This is a genomic window from Rhizobium lentis, assembly GCF_017352135.1.
GTDB lineage: Bacteria > Pseudomonadota > Alphaproteobacteria > Rhizobiales > Rhizobiaceae > Rhizobium > Rhizobium lentis.
Window position 1 is genome coordinate 677,345 of sequence record NZ_CP071455.1, and the last position, 20,151, is coordinate 697,495.

Consider the following 20,151-nt stretch of genomic DNA (forward strand, 5'->3'; position numbering starts at 1 on the left):
CGGCGGTCACCGATTGCGCCGCATAACGAACGGCCGCTGCAGCAATAGGGCCGGCTGAGGCACGCCGGTGTTCTCTCCTATCGCCATTCCGCCCAGCAGGTTGCGGAACTCCGCCACTGTCTTGTTGGCGATGATGCCCAGCGCGAGGCCGCCGGCGATTGCCAGCAGGTGAAAGACTGAAACCGGCAGAGCGCCCGCTGCCGGCGTCATCAGCAGCTCCGGTACGAAGCGGTGCAGCAGGTAGATGGGGAAGGCAGAGACTGCGATCAGCGTCACGAAACGGCCGAGCCACACAGGCAACGGAATCCGCGGCAGATAAAGAAGGGCAAGAAGCGCGGCGAAGATCGTCAGATATTTGACCGTCGTTCCAATCCAAACCGTTTCCCAGAAGGCGAGGTATCCAAGCACGGCCGCAGCCAGCGCCGTCAGAACCATGCGCCGTGCCGCACGATCGGCCAGACCGGCACACCAGCCAAAGATAGCGAGATGGAAACCCCAATAGATTGTGAAGATCTGCCGCTTGCCGATGTCGAAGATAGGCGGAAGAGAAAAGCGCGCGGCGACGGCCAGCCCCAGCAGGCCAAGCGAAAAGGCAAAGGGTCGCGCCCGCGCGAGCTTGCGCACCGCAGGAATCGCGAAAATGAGCGCGAAGACGAGAAGCGTCTGCGCATAGGCTTCGATGAACCAGTAGAGATAGGGAACCATCTCGTGCCGCTCCGGATCGGCATAGCCGAAATTGCCGGTCAGCGTGATCGAAGCCCAGGGAACCGCCCGCCACACGAGCGCATAAGCGGCGACAATGAAGAAGTAGGGAATAAGAACGTTGATGGCGGGCCGCAACGCCTGACGGAACCGCCCGGCGAGGAAATGGGCGGACTGGAAGCGCGCCAGGCTGAAGCCGACGAGAAGCAGCATGACGCCAGATCCGCCGGGAATGGGCCACACCATCTCGTGGTGCACCACCACCAACAGAATGGCGATCGCCCTGAGGACGAGATCGGTTGGCAACGCCCTGACGTCTGCGAGGCGGGAGCGTGTCACCTGCCGGCAATTGTCGAGCTCGGCGATCCGCGCGTGCGCCCAGCCTTCCGGCAGGTCGACGCCAAGTCGGCCGAATTCCATGGTCAATTGCAGGAAGCGAAGGGAATCGCCGCCAAGCGAGACGAAGCTGTCATTGCGTCCGACGCTGAGGGGATAGAAGACGCGGGCATAGGCTTCGAGCACGCTGACCGCCGCCTGGCGGCCTTTCTCGCGCGTCTTCAGCATCTTCTTCTCGAGGCTGTCATAGTCGATTTTGCCGGAGGCAAGCCTGGGCAGGTTCGTCTGCTCGCTAACGCAGATCAGATTCGCGGGAAGATGGCTCGCCTTTGCAAGGATCCGCCGCGCCTGATCGGCCACATCAACATCGGTCACATAGGCCTGCAGACCCTCATCGTCACCCACCACCGCCGCCGCGATGCCTGCCTCCGCCAGAACCTGCTCCATGATGTCGAAGCCGATCCTCAGTCCCGCGACCTTCGCGAAACGGCTTTTCCGCCCGACGATACGGAAGAAACCTTCATGGTCGCGAACGGCGATATCACCGGTGTGCAGCGCCTCGATCTCGGCGGAGCGCGCGAGATCGGCACGATCTGCGCCGTAGCCCATCATCACGTTCGGGCCTGAGTAGACAAGCTCTCCAGCGGCGCCCGGCCGGTCAACCGGGTTTCCTTCATCATCGGCAAGGCTGAGGCTGCCGCCGGGGATGGCAATGCCGATCCGCTCTTCATGGTCCGACAGACTTTCCGGCGGGACGAAAGCGATACGGGCCGCCGCCTCGGTCTGGCCGTACATGACGAAGAAGCGGCCACCTCCGGCGCGCATGTAATCTCGGTAGCGGCGAATGAGTTCGGGCGCCAGCCTGCCGCCGGCCACCGTCATGAAGCGCAGCGCCTTGAGCTCAGTCGCCCGGAAGCCCGTGTTTTCCATGAGCTCATAGGAATAGGGCACACCCGAAAAATTGGTGCAGCCGCTTTCGCCGATCACTCTCGCGAAATCGTCGCTCATCACCGAGACACCGGGCAAGAAAATACTGCCGCCGGCAACCAAATGAGAATGGAGGACAGACAGGCCGTAGGAGTAGTGAAGCGGCAGGACCAAGGCAGCCCTGTCGGCCGATGAAAGGTCGAGATAATCCGCTATCGAACGCGCATTGGCGTCGAGATTGGCGTAGGAAAGGCGCACCGCCTTGGCAGTGCCCGAACTGCCGGAAGTCATCAGAACGAGGGCGAGATCGGGATGGAGTTGCTGCCTGCTGCCGCCAGGCCGACTTTCATCGATCAGACGCCAGCGGCCGTCGGCCGGCCGAAAGGTAAAGTCGGGCCGAAAGGCCGCAAGAAAATCTCTCCATAGCCGGTCGTCGCATGGGGGCAGCATGGCCACTGCGTGGCCTGCGCGCAACGCGCCAAGATATGCGACGATCATATGCTCCGAGGTTTCCGCCGAGATCGCGATGAGCCGCTTTTTCCCCTGGCCCAGCCGCTCCGCAAACCGCAACGTTCGCGCGTCGAGGTCAGCGTAGGAAAGCGTCCGCCCATCGGCGAAGACAAGCGCTACGCGATCATCCGCGCGAACGATTTCGGACAAGATATCGACAGGGGGCATGCTCGTGCTTCAGGTTTGCCGGAAAACTGCCGAAGCGCGTATAATCCTTGAGTATAACAGTCAACTAACCAGCAGCATGATCCGCCGTTTTTTGAGATCCAATAGGCGGGATTCCTTCCAACCACGATTTCATACACCCGCTTCAGACGGCTCTGCCCAATCCGAGCGGCGTCGGCCGGGGAAGGTTGTCGGCGCCTCCGTTTTCCTGGAGCAGTTCGAGGCGGTTAGAGGAGGGAAGGCTAGGGTAGAACGCCGCGACGACCTCCGGAACGTCGGCTTAGTATTTCAGGAGCGCCACGCCCAAGACGTCTCTCCAATCACGCCGCGCAATGAACGTCGGCGTGGGATGTCGACATCAGTTGTGAATTTGCCCGCAGCACGTCGGACGGCGCGGCAAAGTGCTGGCCGTCGAGGTCGTGACCATGAAACTTCACCGCTCAGATACTGGAAACGAGCATCATGCCTTTCCCTTGCGGACAACGTCCGCAATCGTCACTTCCTTGGGAATGAGCTTGAGCTTGAAAAAAGTATCGGCGATGCTCTGCTGCTGCGCGACGACGGTGTCGTCCAGGCTCTTGACCCCGTAGGATTGACGCTCGAGCGCCTTGACTAGGATAGGTTTTGGGATGCCGACAGACGGCGAGAGTTCCGCAGCCGCAGCCGCGGTATCGGACTTGGTCCATTCGTCGATCTCGGAAATGGCTTCGATCAAGACATCGATCGCCTCACCGTGGCCGTCGACCAACGTCTTGGTGCCGAGATAGAACTGGTGATTGGGAACGATGCCTTCGCCGTTTCTGAGTTCTCGCGCTTCGATCGTCACTTCCGCCGCTGCCTGGAAGGGATCCCAGATGACCCATGCATCAACCGCACCCTTTTCGAAGGCTGCGCGGCCGTCGGCCGGAGCGAGGAAGGATAATTCCACGTCCTCATAGTTCAAGCCGGCTTCTTCGAGAGCCTTGACGAGCAGGTAATGCACGTTCGAGCCCTTGTTGAGGGCGAGCTTTTTACCCTTCAGCTCCGCGACAGATTTAATGGGGCTGTCCTTCGGGACAAGTATGGCTTCGCCGCGCGGGGCGGGCGGCTCGTGCGCGATGTAGACAAGCGGAGCGTTCGCGGCCTGGGCGAAGATCGGCGGCGTTTCGCCGGTCGATCCGAAATCGACGGCACCGGCGTTCAGAGCCTCGAGCAGTTGGGGACCGCCCGGAAACTCGGTCCATTCAACCGAATAGCCGATGGATTCCAGTTTCTTCTCCAACGTACTCTTGCCCTTGAGAAGGACCAGCGTTCCATATTTCTGGTAACCGATACGCACGACCTTTTCAGCCGCGCGAGCCATCCGAATATGCGTCAAAGGTGTTGCAATGGCGCCTGCCACCACCGCCGTGAAAGCGCGTCTTGTGATCTATGTTTTTTCTAGAATATACGTGCTCCCGTATCCGCTTCTGCGGGATTCGCTTTTTTGTTCCGTTCCGGCAGCGAGCAAAAAGAACCGTCCCTGGAATGAAAGACGCTAGGGCGACGTTTCAGGCACGATCAGCTTTCCGAAATTCTTCCCGCAGGATAGTGTGCAAGACTATGGGCAGCTGCCACAGACCGGTATGCGCGAAATCGCTCGGCAGGGGAAACACCGTGTTCCAGATGTGGCCACCGACATTCCCGAAATAGACATCGATGCCGTTCGGGCAACACAGTGATGGCATTGTGTGAGGTGCGTCGCCGTTGTACCATGACTCTGACGGTTGCGCGCAGTGCTAGGCCTATAGCCGGAGCCATAGTCCGGTCGCACGTTTCAACCCGATGAATAAGTGGCCGCGGATCATGGAACTTATCGTCGCGCTTGGCCTGATTGTCTTCAAGGTCGCATTTCTGATTGCGATCCTGCTGCTGCTGCCGTTGCCGCTAACCTGGCTGGAACGCAAGGTCGCCGGGCACATCCAGCAGCGGATGGGGCCGATGCGTGTCGGGTGGCACGGGCTGCTGCAACCGGTGGCGGACGGAATAAAGCTCTTAACCAAAGAGGATCACATCCCCGCCGAGGCCGATCGCTTCCTGTTCAAACTGGCGCCGATCCTGGCGCTCGCCCCGCCCTTTGTGGTGTTCGTCGCGATCCCCTTCGGCGAAAGCATCTCGGTCCTCGGCGCCGAGATCACCCTCTACGCCTCCAACATGAACGTGGCGTTGCTCTTCGTCTTTGCGGTGATCGGGATCGAGGTCTATGGTGTCATCTTCGGTGGCTGGGCCGCTAACAGCAAATACGCGGTCCTTGGCAGCCTCAGAACCTGTGCGCAGATGATCAGCTACGAGATTCCGATGGGATTCGCGGTGATCGGAGTGGTCATGTTGGCGCAATCCATGAGCCTGCTCGACATCGTGCGGGCCCAATCCGATGTCTGGAACATCGTCTACCAACCGGTCGGCTTCTTCGTGTTCTTCGTCGCCGGATTGGCCGAAGCGCAGCGCATTCCCTTCGACCTTGCGGAAGCGGAAGGCGATCTGGGCGCCGGCTTCCATACCGAATACAGCGGTATCCGTTTTGCGTTTTTCATGGTCAGCGAATATGCCATCGTGTTGCTGGTGTCGGTCCTGGTGGTGATCCTGTTTTTCGGCGGCTGGAACGGTGTCCTAATCCCCTTGCCACCACTCCTCTGGTTTGTGCTCAAGGTCGCATTCTTCGTCTATGTGTTTATCTGGTTCCGCTTCACTTTCCCCCGCTACCGCTACGACCAACTGATGGCGATCGGATGGAAGGTCTTGCTTCCTCTGTCGATGGCGAACATAATTATAACCGGTGTACTTTTAGGGGCCGTAGCGGCTCCGTAGCGAGGCGGCGATGTCGCGCGCGCAGGACAGAGTTGGAACATGGATTGGCTGGGCGTTCTTCGCCGATCTGGCGAGTGCCTTGGCTCTGACCTTCGGCTACGGGATCTCCAGAACCGTAACCATGCAGTATCCGGACAAGGAAAAATGGCTACCCTACTCACGCTATCGCGGGCATCACTTCCTCAAGCGTGATGAAGAGGGCGAGATCAAGTGCGTAGCTTGCGAACTCTGCGCGCGGATCTGTCCCTGCGACTGCATCGAAGTCGTCCCTTACGAGGACGAGAAGGGTAACCGGCACCCGGCCAAATTCGAGATCGACACGGCTCGCTGCCTGTTCTGCGGACTGTGCGAGGATGCCTGCCCAGCGGATGCAATCGCGCTTGGCCAGCAGTACGAATTTTCGAGTTTTTCCTCGCGTGACCTGGTGATCGGGCGCGACGACCTGCTCGCCAAGCCGGGCAAGGCGGCAACCGGCGGCGGCGTGGTTGCCGCGAGCCTGAATACAGCGAAGGACGTGCTCGTCGAGACAAAAGAGACGAAGGGCTACAATTGGTGGCGGAATATCCGGCGAACGTGAACGCGCGCCATCCGTGAAGCCGGAGCGCGCAGACAGGAGGCTCAGATGCTTGTCGGCGAAATTATGAAGAACAAGGGTGTCGGTGTCATAGCGGTCGCTCCCGATCAGACGGTAGTGGAAGTCTTGAGGCTGTTTCGCGAGAACAATATTGGCTTCGTCGTCGTCAGCCAATCGAATGACGAATACGTGGGTTCGCTATCGGAACGGGATTGCTGCAATGCGGTGGCGGAATACGGGGCCGAGGCGGCGACGATGCGGGTCGCGGATGTCATGAACCGCAATGTGGCCACCTGTTCGACGCGGGATTTGCTACCCGTCGCGATGGGGATCATGACTCAGCGGCGTACGCGTCATGTGCTGGTCATGGATGACGGCGACGTTGTCGGCGTGGTCAGTATCGGCGACGTGGTTAAACACAGGCTCGAGGAAGCGCAGCGCACGGAACAAGATCTGCAGGATTACATCTGCGGGAACAGATATCACTGACGTCGCCGGCTTGGGCAGCTTACCGGGGCGGCGGCCGACCCCAAAAGCTTCAGACCCCACGCCAGATCCGGCTCGTGCGGTCGACCTCCAGAGTGGCATGCACCTTCTGGACCTCCACCGGGCATGGGTATTCGCCCCGCCGCATCAGGCCGTTGAGACGCAGGGCTCGATAGTTTTCCGGAACGAAGACGAGGCCTTTGGGAAACCGCCTGTCGACCTTGAGTTGCGCCGTCAGTTCTCCTCGGGCGGAACGCACAATGACCAGATCGCCATCCGAAAGGCCAAGCTGTGCGGTATCCTGCGCGCTCATCGCGACATAGGGATCATTGGCGACCGTATTCAGGATGTCCGACCGTTCGGAAAGATATCCGTTGTGGAACAGGCAGTTGCCGGTGATCAGCATGAGCCGGTCTCCTGCTGCCGGGACGGGCGGCGGCGCAAAGAACCTGGCCACAGGTGGCGTCGGCACCGCCTTGGTGAATGCGCCGTCGGCGCCAAGCGCGTGCTGAGTCAATCCTTGGTAGGCCGGAACCAGCCGTGCAATCTCGTCGAAAATTTCGCCTTGTGTCGACGGTCGCAGTGCCTGGTTGCGAAGCGCCGCGACGAAGTCGAAGATCGCCAGATTGCTTCGTGCCTCGAAGGCGGGTTCTCGGAATTTGCAGACCGTCTGGGTCCGGCCCTCATTGTTGGTGAACGTGCCGGTTTCCTCGCCGTAACCTGCCGCGGGCAGGACGACCTCTGCAAGGCCCGCCGTATCGGTGAGGAAGGCGTCCTGCACGATCAGGAGATCGGCGGCGCCAAGCGCCCGCGTCACGATATCCCTGTCGGGATAGGCAATCACGGGGTCGGTTCCGACGACGTAGAGAGCGCCCATCCGCCCGCCGACGCAGAGTTCCAGCATGGCGTCGAGATTCGCGCCGGGTTCAGACGGGATTTCGGCGCCCCAGTTCCGCGCAAGCGTTGTGCGTGCCACATCGTCGGTGACTGCCCGCAGGCCCGGCAGAGCCGCCGGCAGAACTCCCATGTCCCAGGCGCCCAGCTGGTTGGCTCGGTCGAAGAGGAACTGCATCGCCGGGTCTTTGCCGAGCAGGCGCAGAACCTGCAGCAGGTTGTTGATCTGCTGCAGCGTCGCGCGCGCTTCGGGTAATCTCAGGAGGTCGACGCTGACAAGCACGGTGACGCTGCGGCCTTCCTTGAGTGCTGCGGCCAGACGATCCGGTCCGTCAATGCCCGTTTCCGCCGCCGGCTTGCCGATTGTCGCATCGATGCCCGCAAGAACGTCGCCCGGCAAGGCCTGACCAACTGCCGCCACCAGACCTGCCACCACCGCCGCAAGGCCTGCCGCTTCTTCGCCCGGCAGCACACGAACCACCACCCTGGCATCGGCATCCAGACGGGATGGCCGCGCCGACAGCATGAGCAATCCGGTCTGCCGCCGCCGCACGCCATCCCGCAGCAGGTATTCGGTGACCGGGTTCTCCTCGGTGACGTTGCCGCCGACGACGAGCACGCAGTCGTTGCCGATCACGTCGTCCAGTGGTGCGCGGCTGTGGAAGGCTGCCAGTAGCGGGCCGAGCGTATCGAAGGGCGTGGACCAGCGTGACGAGCAATCAATGCTGTTGGTGCGGAATGCCGTTCGCATCAGCTTCTGAAACTGATAGAGCACCTCGTTGGGGAGGCGAGGCGAGGCCAGCCCGCCGGCAGCCTTGTCCTCGACGGCCAATAGCCGCCGGCGTAGATAGTCACCAGCCTCATCCCAGGAAACCGGAACCAGGGCGCCATCACGACGGATCATCGGCCGCTTGATCCGGTCCCGGCTCGCGACGAAATCGAGGCCGAAGCGTCCCCGAACGCAGAGCGTTTCGCGGTTGACCCCCTCGTCCCACTTCGAGCGCACCCGCATGAACTCGCCCTTACGTGTACCCACTGTCAGCTGGCAACCGGTGCCGCAATGCGGGCAGACCGTGTCGGTCTCGGCGAGATCCCAGGGCCGCGCCTTGTAGCGATAGGGGAAGCTCATCAGTGCGCCGACCGGGCAGACCTCGACGCAATTGCCGCATTGGTCACATCCGGCGAGACTGCCCTCGAAGCCGGTGACGGCGGTATCCATGCCTTTTTCGATGGTGCCCAGCGCCACCGCGCCGACGACCTCCTCACACATCCGGACACAGCGCTGGCACTGGATGCAGCGGTTGACGTTCATGATGATGACCGGGCTCAGACGAATGTCCTCGGAGTGGAACACACGCTTGTCATCGCGGAATCGGCTCTCGCGGGGTCCGTAGGCCATCACCATGTTCTGAAGCTCGCATTCGCCGCCCTTGTCGCAGATCGGACAGTCGAGGGGGTGGTTGGCGAGCAGCATATCGAGCATGGAAGAGCGGGTTTCCTCGATCAGAGGTGTGTTCGCCCGCACCACCATACCCTCGGTGACGGCGGTGGCGCAGGACGGCTGCAGCCGCCGCTGCCCCTCGATCTCCACCAGGCACATCCGGCAGGAGGCCAGCGGCGGCAGACGCTTCAGATAGCAGAAGGTCGGGATATCGATGCCCAAACGCCGAGCGGCCTGCAGCACTGTCGAGCCAGCCTCAACTTCCAGCGTTTGTCCATCGATCGTAATGCTAACCATACTTCCTCGCAGTCTTGTCGCGGCGCGGTTCTTCAGTGAAAGGGCAACTGCGCTCCTCGATATGCGCAACGAACTCAGTCCGAAAATGCGCGAGTGCCGCCCGCAACCCCATCGCCGCTCCGTCACCCAAGGCACAAAACGTATTGCCGAAAATGCCTTTGCAGAGCATATCCAGCTGCTCCAGATCGCCGGCAGCACCTTCGCCGGCCTCGATCCGGCGCAGGACCTTCACGACCCAGTTCAATCCTTCCCGGCATGGCGTGCATTTGCCGCAGGACTCGTGGTGGAAGAACTCGATGATCCGGGTGGCGACCTTGACCATGCAGGTCGAGTCATCGATCACGATAACGCCAGCCGAACCGAGCATCGAGCCGGCGGCAGCCAGCGAGTCGAAATCCATCCGCACCTCCAGCCCGTGCTCCGGTATGACAGGCGCCGAGACCCCGCCCGGGATCACCGCCTTGATTTTACGTCCCGGCAGCGCGCCGCCGGCGTGGTTCTCGACCAGTTCGCGCAGTGGTATGCCCATCGGCAACTCATAGAGACCGGGTTTGCGCACCTGACCACTGAGGCAGTAGAGCTTCGGGCCCGGGCTCTTTTCCGGGCCGATGCCGCGAAACCAGTCCCACCCCCGCATAATGATATGCGGCACGCAAGCGAGCGTCTCGACATTGTTGATCACGGTAGGGCTGGCGTAGAGCCCGGCCACGGCCGGAAATGGTGGCTTCAATCGCGGCTGCGCCCGCTTGCCCTCGAGCGACTCGAGCATTGCAGTCTCCTCGCCGCAGATATAAGCACCGGCGCCGCAGTGGATGTGTATGGCGAAATTGAAATCCGAGCCCAGAACGCGCTTTCCGAGATAGCCTTTTGCCTGGGCCTCGGCGATCGCTTGCTGCAGACGACGGATCGCCGTCACATATTCTCCGCGAATATAGACATAGGCGGTTTCGGCCCCGATCGCGTAGGCACTGACCGCCAGCCCCTCGATTAGTTGATGCGGGTCGCGCTCCATGATGATCCGGTCCTTGAACGTGCCCGGCTCGCCCTCATCGGCGTTGCAGCACAGATATGTCGGCTTACCCGTGCGCTTCGGCACGAAACCCCATTTCATGCCCGTTGGGAATCCGGCACCGCCGCGACCGCGCAGGTTGGACCGTTTGACGAGGTCGATGACCTCGTCAGGCGTGTACTCGCGCAGCGCCTTGGCCAGCGCCTGGTAGCCGCCGCCAGCCTCGTAGGTCGACACCAGATGACCGTCCGCAACATCGACATTTTTGAGAAGAACCGGCTCGAACATGGCGCTACTCCCCCGGCAGCCGCGCAGGGGCGTGTTCGACGCTCGCGGCTCCCGCTGTCGCCCGCAGGCTGTCCAGCAATGCGTTTATCCGCGCCACATCAAGGTGGGCGTGATAATCGTCGCCGACTTGCATCACCGGAGCCATCTCGCAGGCGCCGAGGCATTCGACGGTCGAAAGGGTGAACAGCCCGTCCGGGGTGGTGTCGCCTTTCCTGATCCCCAGCACGGTTTCCAGATGGTTCAGCAGCTCCTCCGATCCGCACAGCATGCAGGAAACATTGTCACAGAGTTGCAGGTGGAACATCCCCACTGGCTCGGTGTGGAAGAGGGTGTAGAAGGTCGCCAGCTCGTACACCCATATCCGCTCGACTCCGAGAATGTCGGCGACCTCTTCCAACACTGGCCCGGGCAGATGGCCATGTTCTTCCTGCGCGATCAGGAGTGCCGGCATGATCGCAGAACGCTGGTCGGGATACCGCGCCGCCGCCTCTTCGATCTTTTCGCGCATGGTCATCGCATTCAAATCCTTGCTACTTGTCCACCTCCGCCATCACAGGGTCGAGGCTGCCGAGCACGGCGATCATGTCCGCCAGATAGCGGGCGTTGGTGACCCCGAAGAGGGCCTGAAGATTGACGAACGAGGGTGCCCGCACCTTCATGCGGAACGGTTTTGGCGACCCGTCGCTGATGATGTAGAAGCCAAGCTCGCCCTTTGGCGCCTCGATCGCCGAATAGACCTCGCCCTTCGGCACCTTGAAGCCGTAGGCCGACAGATCGAAATGCTGGATCAGCGCCTCCATCGAGCAGTGCACCCGATCCTTGTCCAGCGGGAAGGCGATCGTCGGCATGTCGATCTGGAACGGCCCCTCAGGCATCTGGTCGATGCATTGTTCGATGATCCCTATGCTTTCGCGCATCTCGTCGACGCGGCATCGCCAGCGTGCATAGCAATCGCCCTCGTCACGGGTGATGACGTTGAAATCGAGTCGGTTGTAGATCTCGTAGGGCTCATCGCGCCGGATGTCCCAGTCGACACCGGAAGCACGCAGGTTCGGGCCGCTGAGGCCGAGATCGACAGCATCCTCGGCGGAGATCACGCCGATCCCCTTCGTGCGATTGAGAAACACCCGGTTATCTTCGAGCAGTCGCTCATAGTCGCGGATCCGGTTCGGGAATATGTCGCAAAACTCCCGGATTTTGGGGAAGAACCCGTCAGGCAGGTCCTCGCGCACCCCGCCGACCCGGCAGAAGGACGTGTGCATGCGCGCCCCGGTGATCATTTCCAGGAGGTCCATGATCATTTCGCGCTCGCGCATGACGTAAAGCAGCGCGGTCATGGCGCCGAGATCCATCGGCAGCGCGCCGGTGATCAGGAGGTGACCGGAGATCCGTGCCAGCTCGGCCATCATCACGCGGATATATTGCGCCCGGATCGGCGCTTCTATGCCGAGGAGTTTCTCCACCGCCAGCGCGAAGGCGAGGTTGTTCGAAGGCGGACAGAGATAGTCGAGCCGGTCCGTCAACGGGAAGATCTGGGTATAGGTGAAGCTCTCCGCCAGTTTTTCGGTGCCGCGATGGAGATAGCCGATATGCGGATCGACGCGCTCCACGAACTCGCCGTCCAGTTCGAGGACGAGCCGAAGAACCCCATGGGTGCTGGGGTGCTGCGGACCGAGGTTGAGAAGCACTTCCCTGGTATTGAGCGCTTCACCCTCGGGCCTGCTGAGCTCGGTGACTTCAGTCATCTCAACGTTCCGGCGTAGAACGGCCTCCCTTACGGAATGTCCCTGGTGGCAAGGTCGGGCTGCGTTGGCGGCGGACCTTCGGCACCGAAGGGGTTCAACTTGTCCTTATAGCCCCTGAGAGGGAAATCCTTGCGCTGGGGAAAGCCCTCGAAGCCTTCCCACATGTAGATCCGGCGCAGATCGGGATGTCCCTCGAACCGGATGCCATACATGTCCCAGGCCTCACGCTCATGCCAGTTGGCGGTGCGCCAGACTCCCGTGACCGAAGGCACTTCAGGAGGATCGCCAAGCCGGCACTTGATGCGGACCCGCCACCTATTGGGCAGCGAATAAAGGTGGTAGACCGCCTCGAACCGCGGCGTTTCGGGATAATGATCGACCCCGCAAATGTCGGAGAGGAAATTGAATTGCAGTGCCGGATGCTCTTTCAGGAATCGGCAGAACTCGACGATCCTTGCGGGCGGAACGGCAAAGGCGTCGATACCGTGCGCAGTGCCGAGGTCCTCGATTGTTTCTCCGAAGCGCTCCATGATCGGAGCGCGATTGAGGGACGGCTCCGCACTCATGACGCTATAACCCGATCCAGAGGTGTGCCGGCAAGTGCCCGGGACCTCTTGATCTTTTCCTGAAGCAGGAGGAAGCCGTGCATCAGCGCCTCCGGCCGGGGCGGACAGCCAGGCACATGCACATCGACGGGCACGAAGGTTTCCGATCCCTGCACGACGGCATAGGTATTGTAGACCCCGCCCGAAATAGCGCAGGTACCCATGGCGATCACCCAGCGCGGTTCCGGCATCTGGTCATAGAGCCGACGCACGACGGGCGCGAATTTCCGGGTCACGGTGCCGGCGATGATCATGACGTCGGATTGTCTCGGCGAAGGGCGGAACACCACGCCGAACCGGTCGAGATCGTAGCGGGCGCAGCCGGCCGAAATCATCTCGATGGCGCAGCAGGCAATGCCGAAGGTCTCCGGCCATAGCGCCGACCGCCGGCTCCAATTGATGATGCTGTCGGCCGTGGTGAACAGCACGCTGTCGCGGATCGCGTTGTTTACGCCTCCCATTCCAGCGCTCCTTTCAGCCAGGCGTAGGCGAAGCCCACGAGAAGCAGCACTATGAAGATGAACATCTCGATATAGCCGACCAGCCCGATCTCTTTCAGGACGACTGCCCAGGGAAAGAGGAACATCGCTTCGACATCGAAAACGACCAGCAGGATCGCGAGGATAAAGAACGGCACCCTGAAGCGGCCCGCCGCCGCCTCGCCCGCTGCGTCCATGCCGCATTCATAGGGCATGTTCTTGGCAGGATAGGGATTGGACGGGCGCAGCAGCGAGGAAACGAACAATGTCACCCCCGCCACCAGAACGACCCCGGCGACCATGAAAAGAACCGGCAAGAATTCCATTGCAGTCATCACTGCACCGGTTGCCCACTGACCTCATCCCGAACGGGTAAATTGGTCACGCCGCAGCGCGACTTGGGCAATCCTTCCTCTATCCCTAAGTCTATTCCGTCGGTGTGATCATTGCAAATCCAATCGTTCACCCGCCAAGGACCGAATCTTGGGCAAGCTTCAGGAACCATGATGGAAATAGGCCGATGCCGATGGTGCCGGCAGCGGTGACGGCGAGTGTCGCGCCCACCAGAGGCGTCAGCGCCGGCGTGAACGCCCTCTGCGGCTCGCGCATGTAGATCACCATGACGATGCGAATGTAGAAATAAGCGGCGATGGCGCTGAGCAGCACGGCGATGATTGCCAGCATGACGAAACCATGCTCGACGAGGGCGACCAGCACGTAAAACTTGGCGAAGAACCCGGCCGTCGGCGGAATGCCGGCCAGCGAGAAGAGATAGAGCAGCATCAGAAGCGCCAGCCCCGGATGTGCCTTGGCGAAACCCGCATAGTCTTCGATGACCTCGCCCGAGAAATCGCCGTTCCGCATCATGATGACGGCGCCGAAAATGCCGAGATTCATGAAAGCGTAGATCAGCAGATAGAGCATCACGCTGGCGATCCCATCGGCGCCGCCAGCGGCCACGCCGAAAATGGCGAAGCCGGCATGGGCGATGCTGGAATAGGCCAGGAGACGCTTGAAATTATCCTGCACCAGAGCCACGAAGCTGCCGAGCGCCATCGTCACCACCGCGATGGCGGCAACGATGATCCACACATCCGAGGCTGCGACCAGGGGGTTTAGGAATACCCGCAGGATCACCGCGAATCCCGCCGCCTTGGGACCTACCGACATGAAGGCGGTGATCGTCGTCGGCGCGCCTTCATAGACGTCCGGCAGCCACATATGGAAGGGAACCGCGCCGACCTTGAAGACCAGCCCCGCGACGATGAAGACCACCGCCAGCAGCAATCCGGGATCGAGCGGATCGGCGGTCACGGCCGCAGCCATCCCGTCCAATTGCGTTGTGCCGGTGAGCCCGTAGACCAGCGAAACACCGTAAAGGAAAATCCCGGTCGAAACCGCGCCAAGGATTACGTATTTCAGTGCTGCTTCGTTCGACCGCCGCTCACGCCGCAGGAAGCCGGTCAGCACATAGGTGCAAATCACCATCAGTTCGAGGCCCACATAGATCGACAGGAGATCGGTCGCCGAGGCCATGATCATCGTGCCCGAAAGCGCTAGGAGCAGCAGGACGTAGTATTCGCTGGTCCCGATCCCTTCGATATCGGCATATTTTCGCGAAAGGAGGAATGTCAGAACGGTGGCTAGGTAGAAAACGAACTTGAAGAAGACCGCGAAGCGGTCGGCGATGAACATGCCCGCGTAGGCCGGCCGCACTTCGTTCGCCAGCATGACTGTCGCCAAGGCGGCAATCAACACGATCGCGATCGACGCCCAGACAAGGATATGTTCCTGTCCCTTTCTCACGAACTGTCCGAGGATCAGCAGGATGCAGGCGCCGGTGATCACCACGATCTCGGGCAGGCTCGCCAGGGCCGACTGGAAAAGCGTCGCGGCGGTCATGGGCCGTTCCCCCTACTGTGCACATGCGTCAGCAGATGCTTCACCGAGGCATCGATGATGTCGAGAAAGGGTTTCGGATAGAGCCCAACCCAGAGTACAAAGACGGCCAGCGGCAGGATCGCAGTCATCTCACGGGCGTTCACGTCGCGTATCTTCAACCGGGCGCCGGCGCTCGCCGGACCGAGCGCGACTTTCCCATACATGCCAAGCAGATAGGCGGCCCCCAGCAATGCGCCCAAAACGGCGGCCGAGCCGGCGACCAAGTTGGCCGCAAATCCGCCGGACAGCACCAGCAACTCTCCGACGAACGAATTCGTTCCCGGCAGCGCCATCGACGACAGGGTAAACAGTGCCAGAAACGTGGTGTAAACAGGCGCCACCTTCATCAAGCCGCCATAGTCGGCAATGCTGCGGGTATGGGTCCGCTCGTAAATCACCCCGACGAACAGGAATAGGGCGCCTGTCGTCACGCCATGATTGAACATCTGCAGAATACCGCCCTCGAGCCCGCGGAGGTTCAGCGCAAAGATCCCCAGCGTCACGAAGCCCATGTGGCTGATGCTGGAGTAAGCCACCAGCTTCTTCAGATCGTCCTGAGCCAGCGCGAGCAACCCGCCATAGACGATCGCAAGCCCCGAAAGCGCCAGCATCAGCGTCGAATAATATATCGATGCCTCCGGAAGCATCGGCAGCGAGAATCGCAGGAATCCGTAGGCGCCCATCTTCAGGAGCACTCCGGCAAGAATAATGCTGCCCGCCGTCGGCGCCTGCACATGGGCGTCCGGCAGCCAGGTATGGACCGGCACCATCGGCACCTTGACCGCGAAAGCGATCAGGAAGGCGAAGAACAGCCAGGACTGGATCCGGAACGGCAAATCCTGCTCCGTCAAGGCGAGGATATCGAAGGTCCTGCCACCGTAGAAATAGAGCACAATGACACCGATCAGGAACAGGAGGCTGCCCGCCAGCGTGTAGAGGAAAAACTTGATCGCTGCATAGACCCGACCCTCGCCGCCCCAGACGCCGATGATGAGGTACATCGGGATCAGCATCGCCTCCCAAAAGACGTAGAAAAGGAACAGATCGAGCGCGCAGAAGACCCCGAGCATCAGCGCCTGCATGGAGAGCAGACTGATCATGAATTCCTTCACCTTGCGGTCGATCGCGACCCAGGAGGCGAGCACGCAGATCGACCCCAACAGTGCGGTCAGGAACACGAAGAGCGCGCTGATTCCATCGATGCCGAGCGCATAGTTGATCCCGAGCGCGGGCACCCACGGGCGCGTCTCGGTGAACTGCATCGCATGGGTCGTGGTGTCGAAGCCGACCAGCATGGCGATGCAGAGAGCAAGGTCGAGGACGGTGAAAGAGAGCGCAGTCCACCGCGCCGCATCCTCACCGCGCAGGAACATCAGAACCGCGGCCCCGGCGACGGGTGTGAATATGATGAGGCTGAGCAGCGGGAAGCCCATGGCACGCCCTACCGCCACGCCACGACGAAGACGACGGTGGCCGCGATCAGACCGACGAGCATCGCCAGCACGTAATGGGTCACGACACCCGTCTGGAGCCGCCTGAGTCGCCCGCCCCCGTTCAGGATCGAGTGAGCAATGCCATTCACGACGGCATCGATGCCGGCAAGATCGAGCCGCAGTCCTGCCCGCGCCGCGCCGTGCAGCAAGGGCAGCGCCGCGGTCTCGGAGACGTTGCTTACCGCCTGCTCATAGCGCGCCAGCGGCCTTTCGGCTAGCCACATGAAGGCCCGCGCACCCTTGCGATAAAACCAGTCGGTATCGAGGCTGATAGTATTCTCGGGATCGAGCGCCCAGAGGAACAGCACGAACCCCAGGGCGGTGAACATCAGCAGCCCAAGGCTCTCCATGACATGCGAGCCCGTATAGGGTTCGAAATCCACCGGATAGGGCAGAAGCGCATAAAGCGGCTGAGGGAACACCCCGATCGCAATGCAGAGCACGGCCGCCATGCCCATGGCAACCAGCATGTTGCGCGGCGGTTCCCGCGCCTCCAGTTTCCGGTCCGTCCCGAAGAACATGAAATAGGGAAGCTTTAGGCCGGTGTGCAGGAACGTCCCGGACGATGCCATCGTCAGCGCCAGCACCACCAGTGCGCGGTGATCGGCTCCCGCGGCCGCTATCACCATCGATTTGGTGACGAAACCCGAGAAGAACGGGAATGCCGAGATCGCGAAGGCGCCGACCATGTAAAGCGCCACGGTCAGCGGCATGGTCTTGTAAAGCCCGCCGAGCTCGGTGAGCTTGCGTCGGCCGGTGACATAGATGACGGCCCCGGCACCCATGAATAGCAGCGCCTTGTAGAGGATATGCGCGAAAGCGTGGCTGGCGGATCCGTTTACCGCCATCTCCGTCCCGATGCCGATACCCGCGATCATATAACCTACCTGGCTGACGATGTGATAGGCGAGAAGCCGCCGGCAATCGTTCTCCAGTACCGCGTAGATGACGCCGTAGAGCGCCATGATGGTGCCGAGCCAGACAAGGAGCTCGGTCCCCGGAAACGCCCGCGCCAGCACATAGACGGCGGTCTTGGTGGTAAACGCACTCATGAATACCGCCCCGGTGACGGTCGCCTCCGGATAGGCATCGGTCAGCCAGGCATTGAGCGGCGGCACGGCCGCGTTGAGAATGAAGCCGATGAGGATCAGGTAGTCGCCGACCCCCATTCCCCCGTTGGTGAGGCCCTCCGCGATCGGGCCGAAAAGCAGTGAACCGGTGGCGAGCCCGTGGGAAATGATGCCGCCGAGCAGGACGACGCCGCCGGTGATATGGACCATGAGATAGCGGAAGCCTGCCCGGATCGCCGGCCCACCACGCTGCACGAAGACCAGATAGGCGGAGGCGAATGCCATGCCCTCCCAGAACAGGTAGAGGGTCAGGTAGTCACCGGCAAACACGACGCCAAGCGCGCTGCCGACATAAACGAATGCCGCCACGTGCTGGCCAGGATCCGTCAGATGCAGCGCGTAGACCATGCCGATCAGTGCCATGATGGTGAAAACGATCGCGAAGACGATGCTGAGCTTGTCCACCTTCGCGATCAGGATCTCCTGCCCGATGAACCGCGCTTCACCATAGCTGCCCGGCTCCATCGCAAGCACGGCAAGGAGCGCCAGCGCAGGGATCAGAAGCAGATAGGCCTTGCGGATCGACCCGCTGAGGAACGGGATCGGCAGGGCGCCAAGAATAAAGAGCAGAGCCGGATGGATGAAGTCAGTCATAATAATCCTCGCGCCGCATCAGCCCGACCCGGTGGCCGAGAAATTTGGAAACGAAGATAAGCAGAACGCAGGAGGCGAAGCCGTAAACGGCCGACCAGCCCGGCAGGCTGTCCCACAGATATTCGGCGTGTTCGCGGAAGACCAGAAAGTCGGCGACGACGATCAGGACGAGCACGAGATAGAACAGCCGGCGGCGCGGCCTCGCATATTGCTCGTCACCAAAGAAGTCGACGACACGCTTGATCATCGGATCACTCCGTCTGCCAGGGTAAGAAAATAGCCCGGGAAAATGCCCATCAGCACCGACAGGATCGCCGTTGCGACCAGCGGAATCGTGACCAACGGAATTTCACGGACCGTCGTCTGGCTCTCCTGCCTCTCGGCCTGGAAGAAGGCGGCATAGCTGACCGGCAGGAAATAGGCGGCGTTCAGGACCGAGCTCACCAGGAGCACGATCAGGAACGCGGTCTCTCCCGCCGCCACGGCGCCCTCCGCCAGATACCACTTGCTGACGAAGCCCGCGGTTGGCGGCACTCCAATCATGCTGAGCGAGGCGATGAAGAATGCCCCCATCGTCCAGGGCAGCCTGCGGCCTATGCCGGCCATGTCGCTGATGTTACGCTTGCCCGACGCGCAATAGATCGACCCGGCGCAGAAAAAGAGCGTGATTTTGGAGAAAGCGTGAGCCGCGATGTGAATGATCCCGCCGACCATCGCGACCGGCGACAACAGAACCGCGCCGAGCACGATGTAGGAGAGCTGGCTGACCGTCGAATAGGCAAGCCTGGCCTTCAGGTCGTCCCGCGTCAGGGCGTATACCGACGCCATCAGGATCGTGAACGAAACCAGATAGGCCGTGGCGATGCCGAGGCCCAGCCCGCCCAACAGCCCCGTGCCGAAGACATGGAACACCACCCGCAGCACGCAGAACACGCCCATCTTGACCACTGCCACTGCATGCAAGAGCGCACTGACCGGTGTCGGCGCGACCATCGCGGCGGGCAGCCAGGCGTGCATCGGCATCACGGCAGCCTTGGCGAAGCCGAAAAGATAGCAGAAATAGACGACCGTCAGCAGCGTCGCCGAGGCATCACTGCCCGCCAGCAGCCCCCCCGCGACAAAGTCGAGTGACCCCGCAATATGGTAGGTCAGCGCCAATGCGGCGAGCAGCGCGCTTTTCGAGGCGCCCATCAGATAGACGAGATACTTGCGGCTGCCTCTCCATCCCTCTTCGTCCTCGTGGTGGTAGACGAGCGGGTAGGTAACGAGGCTGAGCACTTCATAGAAGATCACCAGAGTAAACAGATTGGCGGCGAAGGCACCCCCGACGGCAGCCGCAAGACTGCTGGCGAAGCAGGCGAAGAACCGGGTCTGCGCATGCTCGTTCAAATGCCGCATGTAGCCGATGGAATAGATCGCCGCCACGATCCACAGCAGCGACGAGACGGTAGCAAACACCATGCCGAGCGCATCGACCCGGAACGCAAAGTCAATTCCCGGCAGAATCTCGAAGAGGCGCAATTCGACCGTCCCGCCCGCCAGCACCGTGGGGGCCATCGACACGACAATCGCGAACATGGCGACCGCAGCCAACGGCGAGACCAGATCGCGAAGTCTTTCGCGGTTATTCAAAAGGAGAACTGTAAGGGCCGCCAGACCGGCGACGGTGATGGCAAGCAACGGCCGGATCGATACAACCGGGTCCAAAG

General features: G+C 61.4%; 17 protein-coding genes and 1 pseudogene. 3 read left to right on the forward strand and 15 right to left on the reverse strand.

Annotated elements, in window-relative coordinates; all coding sequences use genetic code 11:
* Positions 1–6: 6 nt before the first annotated feature.
* The 3 genes and pseudogenes from J0663_RS25415 to J0663_RS31835 all read right to left on the reverse strand — a co-directional run.
* Entirely contained in the window at positions 7–2,643 is a 2,637-nt protein-coding gene (locus J0663_RS25415) for an AMP-binding protein (protein ID WP_207244769.1), read from the reverse strand.
* A 457-nt stretch (positions 2,644–3,100) separates the two neighbouring features.
* Entirely contained in the window at positions 3,101–4,048 is a 948-nt protein-coding gene (locus J0663_RS25420; RefSeq protein WP_207245502.1) for a sulfonate ABC transporter substrate-binding protein, read from the reverse strand.
* A gap of 183 nt (positions 4,049–4,231) precedes the next feature.
* Positions 4,232–4,331, reverse strand: a pseudogene (locus J0663_RS31835) (NADP-dependent oxidoreductase); the annotation flags it as partial.
* A gap of 133 nt (positions 4,332–4,464) precedes the next feature.
* On the opposite strand from J0663_RS31835, the gene nuoH reads away from it, so the two are divergent.
* Genes nuoH through J0663_RS25435 form a run of 3 tightly spaced genes read left to right on the forward strand, consistent with a single transcriptional unit; the run spans position 4,465 to position 6,529 of the window.
* The gene (gene nuoH, locus J0663_RS25425; protein WP_207244770.1) at positions 4,465–5,466 is read left to right on the forward strand and encodes an NADH-quinone oxidoreductase subunit NuoH; all 1,002 of its coding nucleotides are present in this window, start codon (positions 4,465–4,467) and stop codon (positions 5,464–5,466) included.
* A 10-nt stretch (positions 5,467–5,476) separates the two neighbouring features.
* Positions 5,477–6,043: an NADH-quinone oxidoreductase subunit I gene (locus J0663_RS25430; RefSeq protein ID WP_207244771.1), complete on the forward strand. Its 567-nt coding sequence runs from the start codon at positions 5,477–5,479 to the stop codon at positions 6,041–6,043.
* Positions 6,044–6,088: 45 nt separating this feature from the next.
* A complete protein-coding gene (locus J0663_RS25435; protein WP_207244772.1) occupies positions 6,089–6,529 on the forward strand; it encodes a CBS domain-containing protein in 441 nt (146 codons plus the stop codon).
* 49 nt (positions 6,530–6,578) lie between these two features.
* On the opposite strand, the gene nuoG is transcribed toward J0663_RS25435, so the two are convergent.
* From nuoG to J0663_RS25495, 12 genes are all read right to left on the reverse strand, one after another.
* Positions 6,579–9,158: an NADH-quinone oxidoreductase subunit NuoG gene (gene nuoG, locus J0663_RS25440; RefSeq protein ID WP_207244773.1), complete on the reverse strand. Its 2,580-nt coding sequence runs from the start codon at positions 9,156–9,158 to the stop codon at positions 6,579–6,581.
* Positions 9,151–10,455 (reverse strand): NADH-quinone oxidoreductase subunit NuoF, encoded by a 1,305-nt coding sequence (gene nuoF / locus J0663_RS25445; protein WP_207244774.1) that lies wholly within the window; start codon positions 10,453–10,455, stop codon positions 9,151–9,153. The genes nuoG and nuoF overlap by 8 nt, the downstream gene beginning before the upstream one ends.
* Positions 10,456–10,459: 4 nt before the next feature.
* Complete coding sequence (gene nuoE, locus J0663_RS25450; protein ID WP_207244775.1) at positions 10,460–10,969, reverse strand: NADH-quinone oxidoreductase subunit NuoE; 510 nt, start codon at positions 10,967–10,969, stop codon at positions 10,460–10,462.
* Between the two features lie 16 nt (positions 10,970–10,985).
* On the reverse strand, positions 10,986–12,200 hold the full coding sequence (nuoD, locus tag J0663_RS25455; protein WP_207244776.1) for an NADH dehydrogenase (quinone) subunit D: 1,215 nt from the start codon (positions 12,198–12,200) through the stop codon (positions 10,986–10,988).
* A 29-nt stretch (positions 12,201–12,229) separates the two neighbouring features.
* A complete protein-coding gene (locus tag J0663_RS25460; RefSeq protein ID WP_207244777.1) occupies positions 12,230–12,766 on the reverse strand; it encodes an NADH-quinone oxidoreductase subunit C in 537 nt (178 codons plus the stop codon).
* Positions 12,763–13,266, reverse strand: coding sequence for a NuoB/complex I 20 kDa subunit family protein (locus J0663_RS25465; protein WP_207244778.1), 504 nt, complete (start codon positions 13,264–13,266; stop codon positions 12,763–12,765). The genes J0663_RS25460 and J0663_RS25465 overlap by 4 nt, the downstream gene beginning before the upstream one ends.
* Positions 13,254–13,619, reverse strand: coding sequence for an NADH-quinone oxidoreductase subunit A (locus J0663_RS25470; protein WP_207244779.1), 366 nt, complete (start codon positions 13,617–13,619; stop codon positions 13,254–13,256). The genes J0663_RS25465 and J0663_RS25470 overlap by 13 nt, the downstream gene beginning before the upstream one ends.
* Before the next feature lie 127 nt (positions 13,620–13,746).
* Positions 13,747–15,186 carry an NADH-quinone oxidoreductase subunit N gene (locus J0663_RS25475; protein WP_207244780.1) on the reverse strand — a complete coding sequence of 480 codons (1,440 nt, stop codon included), beginning with the start codon at positions 15,184–15,186 and terminating at the stop codon, positions 13,747–13,749.
* Positions 15,183–16,658, reverse strand: a complete 1,476-nt coding sequence (locus J0663_RS25480; protein WP_207244781.1) for an NADH-quinone oxidoreductase subunit M — start codon at positions 16,656–16,658, stop codon at positions 15,183–15,185. The genes J0663_RS25475 and J0663_RS25480 overlap by 4 nt, the downstream gene beginning before the upstream one ends.
* 8 nt (positions 16,659–16,666) lie before the next feature.
* Positions 16,667–18,442: a Na(+)/H(+) antiporter subunit D gene (locus J0663_RS25485; RefSeq protein WP_207244782.1), complete on the reverse strand. Its 1,776-nt coding sequence runs from the start codon at positions 18,440–18,442 to the stop codon at positions 16,667–16,669.
* Complete coding sequence (locus J0663_RS25490) at positions 18,435–18,689, reverse strand: hypothetical protein (RefSeq protein WP_207244783.1); 255 nt, start codon at positions 18,687–18,689, stop codon at positions 18,435–18,437. The genes J0663_RS25485 and J0663_RS25490 overlap by 8 nt, the downstream gene beginning before the upstream one ends.
* Complete coding sequence (locus J0663_RS25495) at positions 18,686–20,149, reverse strand: monovalent cation/H+ antiporter subunit D family protein (protein WP_207244784.1); 1,464 nt, start codon at positions 20,147–20,149, stop codon at positions 18,686–18,688. Before J0663_RS25495 ends, J0663_RS25490 begins: the two co-directional genes overlap by 4 nt.
* Positions 20,150–20,151: the final 2 nt, after the last annotated feature.

Coding starts and splice junctions, on each gene's coding strand:
- J0663_RS25430 (WP_207244771.1), top strand. CDS start 5,477: ATGTCGCGCGCGCAGGACAGAGTTGGAACATGGATTGGCTGGGCGTTC.
- J0663_RS25490 (WP_207244783.1), bottom strand. CDS start 18,689: ATGATCAAGCGTGTCGTCGACTTCTTTGGTGACGAGCAATATGCGAGG.
- nuoG (WP_207244773.1), bottom strand. CDS start 9,158: ATGGTTAGCATTACGATCGATGGACAAACGCTGGAAGTTGAGGCTGGC.
- J0663_RS25415 (WP_207244769.1), bottom strand. CDS start 2,643: ATGCCCCCTGTCGATATCTTGTCCGAAATCGTTCGCGCGGATGATCGC.
- nuoE (WP_207244775.1), bottom strand. CDS start 10,969: ATGACCATGCGCGAAAAGATCGAAGAGGCGGCGGCGCGGTATCCCGAC.
- nuoF (WP_207244774.1), bottom strand. CDS start 10,455: ATGTTCGAGCCGGTTCTTCTCAAAAATGTCGATGTTGCGGACGGTCAT.
- nuoH (WP_207244770.1), top strand. CDS start 4,465: ATGGAACTTATCGTCGCGCTTGGCCTGATTGTCTTCAAGGTCGCATTT.
- J0663_RS25435 (WP_207244772.1), top strand. CDS start 6,089: ATGCTTGTCGGCGAAATTATGAAGAACAAGGGTGTCGGTGTCATAGCG.
- J0663_RS25485 (WP_207244782.1), bottom strand. CDS start 18,442: ATGACTGACTTCATCCATCCGGCTCTGCTCTTTATTCTTGGCGCCCTG.
- J0663_RS25475 (WP_207244780.1), bottom strand. CDS start 15,186: ATGACCGCCGCGACGCTTTTCCAGTCGGCCCTGGCGAGCCTGCCCGAG.
- J0663_RS25470 (WP_207244779.1), bottom strand. CDS start 13,619: ATGACTGCAATGGAATTCTTGCCGGTTCTTTTCATGGTCGCCGGGGTC.
- J0663_RS25480 (WP_207244781.1), bottom strand. CDS start 16,658: ATGGGCTTCCCGCTGCTCAGCCTCATCATATTCACACCCGTCGCCGGG.
- J0663_RS25465 (WP_207244778.1), bottom strand. CDS start 13,266: ATGGGAGGCGTAAACAACGCGATCCGCGACAGCGTGCTGTTCACCACG.
- nuoD (WP_207244776.1), bottom strand. CDS start 12,200: ATGACTGAAGTCACCGAGCTCAGCAGGCCCGAGGGTGAAGCGCTCAAT.
- J0663_RS25460 (WP_207244777.1), bottom strand. CDS start 12,766: ATGAGTGCGGAGCCGTCCCTCAATCGCGCTCCGATCATGGAGCGCTTC.